Here is a 1,654-nt window from a genome sequence, read left to right as displayed (position 1 = left end):
TTTGAAGCTTTTTTTTCAAAGTTTTTTATTCCCCGGGTCAACCTATCGGTATTCCCATTCTATCCAAAACTTAACTGATGCTCCATCACCTGTTCCTAATCTTTCATTCCCTCAGTGAACGCCTCGCTCGTAAAGCGGCTGCAAAAGTAAACAAGGTTTTTAATAATCCTAGCACTTTGAGAAAAATAATTGAAAGTATTTACGGCAAATTGGCGCAACTGTCTGATAATCTGATAATGCAATTTTCAATATTTTTAGGTGTTATCAGCAAAAAGAAACGAGACGTCCACTGAACTTTCTTCAAAACCTATTTTGAATCAAATACCAGGTACCTTCGATATAAAGTATTATACCGCAATAAACCATATCATTTTTCAAAAATATCTGTCAAATTATCTCTACAACTTGTTTGCTAAAGACATTTATTTAGAATAGAAACATACCTAAACTGTAAATTTTCGGTCTATTCTGCAATTTAATTTGGTGTATTATCGTGGCCTTAGTCCCTATAGTATGTTTGCATATCTGAATAAACGTTCAATTACACAGCTAATACAACTTATCATGAGGCGAGAACACCCCCAAGATCTAACCAATAACACAGATATTTTTAGGAATTTTTCTTATTGTGGAGCCACCGATCCTTTGATCTAGTTCTATCTGACCTGTTTTTCTCTTTTACAAACTTCATAAATGAAAATATGCCTGGACATTTTAATAAGATTTGGGAAACTACAAATGTGTTGCTTAAATTATGAAGTATCACCAAGTGAATGATCTTTATTAAACTAGCAAGCAGTAGAAAAAGGTTACATATCGACAAGAAACAGCATCCAGAACCATTTACAAAATCAGGAATAATCAGAAATTGCTCCAAATGCAGATGATCTTCAGGATCGGATTGACATATCATCTCAAATGTTATGCATGTATAAAATATTGGAGTCCACTGGATTGAGGATCTATCAAAAACCGGGCTGACTGATTTGTTCAAGTAAAAATCTGATCGATTAACAATTTATAACTGAATTAAACTGTCATAATTCCTTATCCTGCCTGTCAGACGAGAAATACTTTTTCTCCTGAGTACTCGGGACTGAAAAAGTATTCAAAAAAGCCAGTGCTGACAGAGAAATTGCTAATCCAAAATCATCCCATACAAAAAGAATCACCTAATACCGATTAGCAATTGAATTGAGCCTTAAATTCGTTGCACTATTGAAGCCTTTTCGATTGTCTATAGGCTTTACCCCTTATAATTCCAGAGTTTCGCTTAAGCCTCACCCTGAAAACAATTAGTATAATACCAATATCCGAGTCTCAGATTCGAACAGCGTTTCATTCTTGCACTACATAACGATGATTTAATGCATTTCCTGTAGCAAATCTAAAGGAACGACTGTGCTGACGCGTCAACTATTCGCTGACGGAACGGTCGAGCTAATGGATTGCATTGAGAAAATACTAAGCTTACTTTTGATCCCTAGAGTTGGGATCTTCTTTTTGATTGAATATGCCTGGGTTTATTGCATAAAAAAAAAACCTGGCTCCTATCGGAACCAGGTTTTAATAAAGTTGGCAGCGACCTACTCTCCCACTGTTACGCAGTACCATCGGCGCTGGCGGGCTTAACTTCTCTGTTCGGAATGGGAAG

Annotated in this window: 1 rRNA gene; it reads right to left on the bottom strand. The window is 36.1% G+C overall.

Annotated features, from left to right (window positions below):
* Positions 1–1,573: 1,573 nt before the first annotated feature.
* Positions 1,574–1,654, bottom strand: a 5S ribosomal RNA gene (rrf, locus tag INQ51_RS22445); the annotation flags it as partial.

The sequence above is a fragment of the Maribellus sp. CM-23 genome, from assembly GCF_021354595.1.
Classification (GTDB): domain Bacteria; phylum Bacteroidota; class Bacteroidia; order Bacteroidales; family Prolixibacteraceae; genus Draconibacterium.
Note: the sequence above shows the minus strand (reverse complement) of the source record. Positions and strands in the feature narration are given on the sequence as shown.